The following is a 7,658-nucleotide window of genomic DNA, read 5'->3' as shown; positions in this document are numbered from 1 at the left end:
TCTGAACCATATAAGTGACCGTAACTACAGAATTATTGGGATACCCTATCGCGATTGTACCATTGTCGGAGTAAATATCATGTGAATGGTAGAATCACGAGAGGGTGACTGCCTGCCAGTATGGACTTGCACTGGCGCAACTGGCAACATGATGCGTCTGGCAGAATTATGACATGGTAAACGGGACGGCATGGACTGGGTGACGGGCGAATATGAATTGTTCGAGGTGCGCGAGCCCACCGTGCACAGCATTCCCTTCGTCTATAACTCCCCTCACAGCGGCCGCTGCTACCCGGTCTCCTTCCTCGAAGCCTCGCGGCTGGATTCCTATGAGATCCGCCGCTCGGAAGATTGCTTCGTCGACGAGCTCTTTGCCAGCGCTCCCGACCTCGGCGCGCCGCTGCTGAAAGCCAATTTTCCCCGCGCCTATCTCGATGTCAATCGCGAGCCCTATGAGCTCGATCCGCGCATGTTCGATGGGGCACTGCCATCTTACGCCAATATCGGCTCCATGCGGGTTGCGGGCGGTCTCGGTACCGTGCCGCGCATCGTGGCGGAAAATATGGATATCTACGCCCACCGGCTTTCGGTGGAAGAGGGACTGGCGCGCATCGAGGGCATCTACAAGCCGTATCATACGTGCCTGCGCCGGCTGGTTTCACGCACCCATGCCAATCACGGCATGGCTGTCTTGATCGATTGCCATTCCATGCCCGGCAATATTCGTCTCGCAGGCTCGAACATCCGTCCCGATATCATTATCGGCGATCGTTACGGCACGAGTGCTTCCGCCGAGATTTCCCGTGCGGCACTGCATTTTCTCGAAGAGCTCGGCTTTACCGCCGTGTGCAACAAGCCCTATGCCGGCGGCTTCATCACCGAACATTACGGTCGGCCGATCCGCTCGCTGCATGCGTTGCAGATCGAGGTCAACCGTGCGCTTTATGTGGACGAGAAGACGTTTCTGAAAGCGGCGGATTTTCCGGCCATGCAATCGGCCCTGGAAATCTTCATGCGCCAGTTGGCGGCTTTCGTGTCGGAATACGCGATCGACATGGCGCTCGCCGCCGAATAAGGCGCTCAACACCCTCTCATTGTTCAACTGTTCCTGCCCTGCCGTTTTCGCATGGGCAAAAAAAAACCGCGCCTTCGCGCGGTTAAGTCTAGGGAGGAAACACCCAAGGAGGGTATTTACAGTCAAAGACTGTGATCTTCAGAGTAGAGAAATCTGCTTAATTGTCAATCATTTTTATTTTTGATTAAAAAATGCACAGCAATAAGGCGTTTGCTTTTCTGCTGTGCGAATTCTCAGATAATATGCCCTGCGCCTGAGCAATTTCACGTCTTGTTTGGGAGTGGACGAGAGACGGTCCAGCGCGCTATGTCTCTCTTCCATAAGAGACGCCGGGGACTTCCATGCTGCCAGATCGCAATTTCTTCTTCCGCCTTGCCGATGCCGCCAAGGCCGAGACGCTGCCCCGGTTTCGCACCGGCATCGCCGTCGATAACAAGCAGGCTGGCGGCTATGATCCGGTGACGGAAGGCGACCAGGCGGCGGAAGCGGCGATTCGTGCTTTGATCACCGAGCATTTTCCCGATCACGGCATTCTTGGCGAAGAGCATGGCAGCATCGGCCTTGACCGTGAGCATATCTGGGTGATCGACCCGATCGACGGCACCCGCGCCTTCATTTCCGGTGTGCCGGTCTGGGGAACGCTGATCGGCTTCCAATCGGGCGGGCGCGCGAAGATGGGTCTGATGGACCAGCCCTTTACCGGTGAGCGCTATTTCGCCGATGGGAACAAGGCCTGTTACAAGGGGCCGGAGGGTGAGAAGCAGATCAAGACACGGGCGTGCCAGTCGCTATCGGATGCCGTGCTCTTCACCACCTCGCCGCATATCTTCACGGCCGACGAGGCCAAGCGTTACGGCCAGATTCAGGACAAGGTGCGGCTCTTCCGCTATGGCGTGGATTGCTACGCCTATGCGCTGCTGGCCGCCGGTCATGTGGATCTCGTGATCGAATCCGGCCTGAAGCCCTATGATGTCGGTGCGCTGATCCCGATCATCGAGCAGGCGGGTGGCATCATCACCACCTGGGATGGCGGACGACCGGAAGGCGCGGGGCGGATCATCGCTGCTGGCAGCAAGGCTGTGCATGAGGAGGCGCTCGCGCTGCTCTCAGACCTCTGACCCTTCTGGAGTGGGACGCTATTCGTCCGGCGCGAAGAAGGCGTCGATCGCCGCAAGCGCCTGGGCACGGTAGATATCGCGTTCCTGAAACAGTTCGTGGCGCGCGCCAATGACCGGGATCAGCTGGGCTGCGCGGAAATTGCGCGACAATTCCTCCTGCACCGCATAGGGCGTGATGGTGTCGAGAACCGGGGCCAGCAGCAGGGTGGGAATGGTGATGCGGGTCAGGTGATCCTGCCGCGTCACTTTCGGCATGATCTTCATCACCTCATAGAGCCAGCGGGCTGTAGGCCTGCCGATGAAAAGCTCCGGATGGCTGTTGGCAATCGCAATGTTGCGGGCAAAGCGGTCGGCATCCGAGGTCAGCGGGTTGCCATCGAAATCCCGTTCGCGATTATCCCTGCCCAGTTGCTTGCCGCCAAAACCCGTCCATGTCAGCGCCGTGGCAACGGTCTTGATCCAGCGTGGCGAAACGGATTGGCCCCCAAGCCCGACAAAGGGCGAGCAGAGCGCCATGCGCTCGATGCGGTTGGACAGTTCCGGCGCCATGGAGAGCGCGATCAGCCCGCCGGTGGAGTGTGCTATCAAGAAGAAGGGCAGGCGGGTATCCGGCAGCACCACCTGTTCCAGAAAGAGCGATACATCCTTCTGGTAGTCGGAAAAACGGCGCACATAGCCAGCATCCGCCTTTTTCAAAAGCCGCGCCGAGCCGCCCTGGCCGCGCGTGTCGAAGGTGGCGACCCAGAAGCCCTTGGCCGTGAGATCGCGGATCGTCTCGAAGTATTTCTCGATCGTTTCATTGCGTCCGTGCAAGAGCACGATGGTGCCACGCGCGACCGGCCGCTCGGAGCGGAAGATCGCGTAGCGCAGGCTCTTCTTGCCATGGCCTTCAAAGGTTCCGACATGGTGGTTGTCGGGCACAGGGTTGCCTTTGGTCTCATGGAGAATGGCTTCGGTCATCGATATCCTGCCTCGGGGCAAATCGTGGTCGTGCGGAGAGGTGCTTCAAGGGGATAGGTTGAGCGATTGTGTCCGTCAAAGGAAAACATGCGCAAAACGGACGAGGCGGAAAAAATTGCCGGAACCGTCGGTTTAGCAGTCGCGGTTCCGGCCAGTCGGACAAAGAAGAAGGGACGATGCTTCTCTGCCCTCGAAGTTGCCTTCGATGGAGTGGTTCTAGCGGGCGCTCAATGAACGGATCTGGAACCTGCCATTCAGAAATCGTTCAGGTGTGTCGAATGCTTTTTTCCCTCTTGAACTGCCAAAACACCATTCCCACCTATTGCTTACGGTCGCCAGAACGGGGCCGTATCAAGGTTTCTTTCATCGCCAGAACGGGATGGAGAGCCGCTATCGCAAACAGTCGCTTCTAAGGAGGACACCATGCGTCACGTTGATTTTTCCCCACTTTACCGCTCCACCGTCGGTTTCGACCGTCTGTTCTCGATGCTCGACAGCATCGGCCAGCCGGAGCAGGCTCAGGCCTACCCGCCCTATAATATCGAGCGGACCGGCGAGAATGCCTATCGCATCACCATGGCGGTTGCCGGCTTCGACGAGACTGAACTCAGCATCGAATCGCGCGCCAATGTGCTGACCGTCAAGGCCGAGAAGGCTGAAGACACCAAGGCATCCGAGGGCGACTTCCTCTATCGCGGCATTGCCACGCGCGCCTTCGAGCGCCGCTTCCAGCTTGCCGACCATGTGGAAGTGCAGAATGCTTCGCTGAAGAACGGTCTTCTGCATATCGACCTTCTTCGCAACATTCCCGAAGCCATGAAGCCCCGCCGCATCGCGATTGCGACCGACGCATCGGACGCGCCGAAGCAGATCGAGGCACAGGTAACGCCAACCCAGGTGAACTAAACCTCGAGGTTAGCGCGTGAATGAGAAGACGGCTCCCGCAAGGGGGCCGTCTTTTTTGCGTTTCTGGATCGACGAACACACTCTGTCGTCATCCTCGGTACTGGCGCGAGGATCGACTGTCCTGAGCGGCGGGCAGGGAGACTTACGATGCTGTCTTGGCTGCGATCGCCGTCGCCTCCGGTGCATCTGCCACGGGCGCCGCGATCTTTGCGGCTTCCGCTTCCTTTGCCTTCTTCGCATAGTGCTGTGCAATCACGGCGCAGGCCATCAGCTGAATCTGGTGGAAGAGCATGATGGGCAGCACGATGGCGCCGATGCTCTGGCCGGCGAAGATGGCGCCTGCCATCGGCACGCCGCTCGCAAGGCTCTTTTTCGACCCGCAGAAGGTGATGGTGATTTCATCTTCCTTCTTGAAGCCAACCAGGCGGCTGCCAAACATGGTGAGGCATAGGACAAGGGTCAGCAGAACCATGTTGATGCCGATCACGACGCCGATGTCGCGCAAGGTGAATTGGTTCCAGATGCCTTCCACCACCGCATCGCTGAAGGCGAGATAGACGACCATCAGGATCGAGCCGCGATCGACAGGGGCCAGCAGCGTCTTGCGGGCGCGTATCCACTTGCCAATCCAGGGCTGCAATGCCTGGCCGGCAATGAAGGGAAGCAGAAGCTGCAGGAAGATCTGGCCGAACGCATCGAGCGAGAAACCGCCGCCATGGCCGCCAACGGTAAAGAGGAAGCCGACGAGAAGCGGCGTCAGGAACATGCCGAAAATGTTGGAGGCGGATGCCGCGCAGATTGCCGCTGGCACGTTGCCGCCGGCCATTGAGGTAAAGGCGATGGACGACTGCACGGTGGAGGGAAGCACGCAGAGAAAAAGGACACCCATATAGAGCGGCTGCGGCAAGATGCTGTCTGGAATATAGCCTACCGCAAGTCCGAGAAGCGGGAAGATGCCGAAGGTGACGAGAAGAATGACGATGTGCAGGCGCCAATGCAGCATGCCCGCCACCACGACGTCTCTCGATAGGCGCGCGCCATGGAGGAAGAAGAGCAGCGCGATAGCGCATTTCGTCGCGATGGAGAAGTAATGTGCCGGCTCTCCGCTGATCGGCAGCAGCGACGCGAGGATGACGGTGGCGACCAGCATCATGGTGAAGCGGTCTGGCAGGAAGCGGCTCATGGCGCGGCCTTTCTAGAATGTGGTGCGCAGAGGGGCACGGCGCTCTGCAATCGTTTGATCCGTCGTAGCCGATCTAAAGCGCCAGGACCATGAAAGATCCCGCAACCTCCAAGCCGGTTTGCGGATTGAAATCGGCCCTACTATCGCTCATCATGAAATCAGATGCAAAAACTAACAGTTATCACGTTTCGAGATAGCCATGCTGAACCTCCAACATCTTGCAAGCTTCGTCACGCTGGAGCAGACGATGAGTTTCACCCAAACCGCCGAACGGTTGGGGATCGGCCAATCGACCGTCAGCCAGCACATCCAGCGGCTGGAAGCGTCGCTCGGCCAAAAGCTGATCGCCCGTGATACCCATCGGGTGCGCTTGACGCCGGAAGGTGAGGCGCTTCTTGGCTATGCCCGCAATATGTTGGATCTCAACAACAAGGTCGCGGCCCTCTTTGGCGAGAGCAGGCTGCGCGGTCGCCTGCGTCTCGGGGTCTCGGAGGATTTTGTCGCAAGCCGTCTCACCGTCATTCTGGAGGAGTTCACGAGGCTCTATCCGCTGGTCGATCTGGAGCTGACGGTATCGCTCTCCGGCGTGCTCTATCAGATGCAGGACAATGGCGAACTGGATGTCGTGCTGGCGAAGCGCCGGCTTGGCGATCAGCTCGGTCATTTCCTTTATCGCGAACCGCTGATCTGGCTTGCCAAGGACCCGGATGCGATCCTAGCCCGCAAGGAAGCGCTGCCGCTCATCGCCTTCCCGCCGCCAAGCATCACACGCAAAGCCGCGCAAGAAGCGCTCGATCGGGCTGGCGTTGCCTGGCGGATCGTCTGCACCTGCGGAAGCCTCAGCGGGCTGACGGCAGCCGCCCGCGCCGGCATGGGCGTTCTTGTCCAGCCTCGCAGCATGGCGCCGTCCGGCTTGCGGGAGTTGCCGCAAGGCAGTCTGCCATCGCTGGAAGACGTGGAGTTCGTGCTGCAGCCGCGCAGGGGCGCGGATGCAGAACTGGTGCGGGCGCTGTCGTCGCTGGTCACGGCGAAGGGGATGGTCCCGGGCAGTTATGCTTGAGCGTGCAGCTTCTTACGCCCGACCGCAAATGCGCAAAAACGAATCCACATCGCTCTCTTCCGTCGCAAAGCTGGTAACGAGGCGGATCAGCTGTTCGTTTTCGCCGACCGGCTGCTGCATGTCGTGCGGGACGGGCCAGTCGTAGAAGCTGGCGCCGGCATCGCGGGCAGCCTTGGCAGATTGCTTGTCCAGTACGACGAAGAGTTCGTTGGATTGTGTGGGCCAGGCGAGGCGGGCGCTGTTGGAGGCCGAAAGGCCGTCACGCAGGCGGTTGGCCATGGCGTTGGCGTGGGCGGCAAGCTCCAGCCACAGGTCGTTCTGGAAATAGGCGTCGAACTGGGCTGCCATGAAGCGGGTCTTGGAGAAGAGCTGGGCGGAGCGCTTGCGGATGAAGGGCAGGTCTTCTGCCATTTTCGGGTCCATGTAGACGATGGCTTCCGCGCACCAGCAGCCGTTCTTCGTGGCGCCGAAGGAGAGGATGTCGACACCACGCTTCCAGGTCATTTCGGCAGGCGTTGTATCGAGCGCGGTCAGTGCATTGGCAAAGCGCGCGCCATCCATATGCAGCGGGACGCCAGCACCCTTGGCGATTTCGGAGATCGCGGAAATTTCATCGAGATCGTAAATAGTACCTTGCTCTGTCGCCTGCGTCATGGTCACCAGCATCGGCTGGCCCTGGTGAATGGAGCCCGGCGGAAAGCGGTCGATGGCGGCTTTCAGGTTCTTTGGCAGCATCTTGCCGTTTGGCCCTGCCACCGGCATCAGCCGCGAGGCATTGGAGAAGTAGATCGGCGCGCCGCACTCGTCCTCGATCACATGGGCTTCGGAATGGCAAAAGGCGATGCCGCCGGGGCGGGCGACGCTTGCGAGCGCCAAGGAGTTCGCCGCCGTGCCCGTGCCGACGAAGAAGACAGCGACTTCGCGCTCAAAGACTTTATTGAACTTCTTCTCAATCGCCTGGTCCAGTTCGCTGGTGCCGTAAGCGGCGGCAAAGCGGGTGGATTCCTTCATCAGCCGCTCGTTGATGGCCGGGTGGGCGCCAGCCCAGTTATCAGAGGCAAAAATCATCGTCAGCACTTTCAAGCATGTTGCGGGCAGGAATGTCGCGCGGTTGGGATGTTTGGCAAGACTAGGTCCGTGGTTTTACGAGCATATTTCAGCCAAGGCAAATCCGGTAATGAAAGCAATTATTTCGATACCCGCGGAGAAGAAAATTACGCGTTGCTATCTTCTGTTGAAATTTCACGTCACAATGGTTCTCTATAAATTAACGGCATCCCCTTGCGGAAGGTGGGTGTTTCTGTCATTGTTCAGACAGAATTAAGACAGCATTGCTGTCCTAAATTGAAATGCGGA

At 59.0% G+C, this 7,658-nt stretch carries 7 protein-coding genes; 4 read left to right on the top strand and 3 right to left on the bottom strand.

Annotated features, from left to right (window positions below):
* Positions 1 to 190: 190 nt before the first annotated feature.
* Positions 191 to 1,075 (top strand): N-formylglutamate amidohydrolase, encoded by an 885-nt coding sequence (locus EYC79_RS20845; protein ID WP_113266680.1) that lies wholly within the window; start codon positions 191 to 193, stop codon positions 1,073 to 1,075.
* Between the two features lie 341 nt (positions 1,076 to 1,416).
* Positions 1,417 to 2,193 carry a histidinol-phosphatase gene (gene hisN, locus EYC79_RS20840; protein ID WP_130979374.1) on the top strand — a complete coding sequence of 259 codons (777 nt, stop codon included), beginning with the start codon at positions 1,417 to 1,419 and terminating at the stop codon, positions 2,191 to 2,193.
* A gap of 18 nt (positions 2,194 to 2,211) precedes the next feature.
* Here the strand turns inward: hisN and EYC79_RS20835 are convergent, their stop codons facing one another.
* Positions 2,212 to 3,153 carry an alpha/beta fold hydrolase gene (locus EYC79_RS20835; RefSeq protein ID WP_130979373.1) on the bottom strand — a complete coding sequence of 314 codons (942 nt, stop codon included), beginning with the start codon at positions 3,151 to 3,153 and terminating at the stop codon, positions 2,212 to 2,214.
* A gap of 423 nt (positions 3,154 to 3,576) precedes the next feature.
* Here EYC79_RS20835 and EYC79_RS20830 point away from each other — a divergent pair, with 423 nt between their 5' ends.
* Positions 3,577 to 4,059, top strand: a complete 483-nt coding sequence (locus EYC79_RS20830; RefSeq protein WP_062598884.1) for an Hsp20 family protein — start codon at positions 3,577 to 3,579, stop codon at positions 4,057 to 4,059.
* Between the two features lie 142 nt (positions 4,060 to 4,201).
* On the opposite strand, the gene EYC79_RS20825 is transcribed toward EYC79_RS20830, so the two are convergent.
* On the bottom strand, positions 4,202 to 5,242 hold the full coding sequence (locus EYC79_RS20825; RefSeq protein WP_130979372.1) for a bile acid:sodium symporter family protein: 1,041 nt from the start codon (positions 5,240 to 5,242) through the stop codon (positions 4,202 to 4,204).
* Between the two features lie 199 nt (positions 5,243 to 5,441).
* On the opposite strand from EYC79_RS20825, the gene EYC79_RS20820 reads away from it, so the two are divergent.
* On the top strand, positions 5,442 to 6,302 hold the full coding sequence (locus EYC79_RS20820) for a LysR substrate-binding domain-containing protein (protein WP_130979371.1): 861 nt from the start codon (positions 5,442 to 5,444) through the stop codon (positions 6,300 to 6,302).
* Between the two features lie 12 nt (positions 6,303 to 6,314).
* Here EYC79_RS20820 and EYC79_RS20815 read toward each other — a convergent pair whose 3' ends face one another.
* A complete protein-coding gene (locus EYC79_RS20815; RefSeq protein ID WP_130979370.1) occupies positions 6,315 to 7,370 on the bottom strand; it encodes a threonine aldolase family protein in 1,056 nt (351 codons plus the stop codon).
* Between the last annotated feature and the right edge of the window lie 288 nt (positions 7,371 to 7,658).

The organism is Agrobacterium cavarae (genome assembly GCF_004310285.1).
Lineage (GTDB): Bacteria > Pseudomonadota > Alphaproteobacteria > Rhizobiales > Rhizobiaceae > Agrobacterium > Agrobacterium cavarae.
Note: the sequence above shows the minus strand (reverse complement) of the source record. Positions and strands in the feature narration are given on the sequence as shown.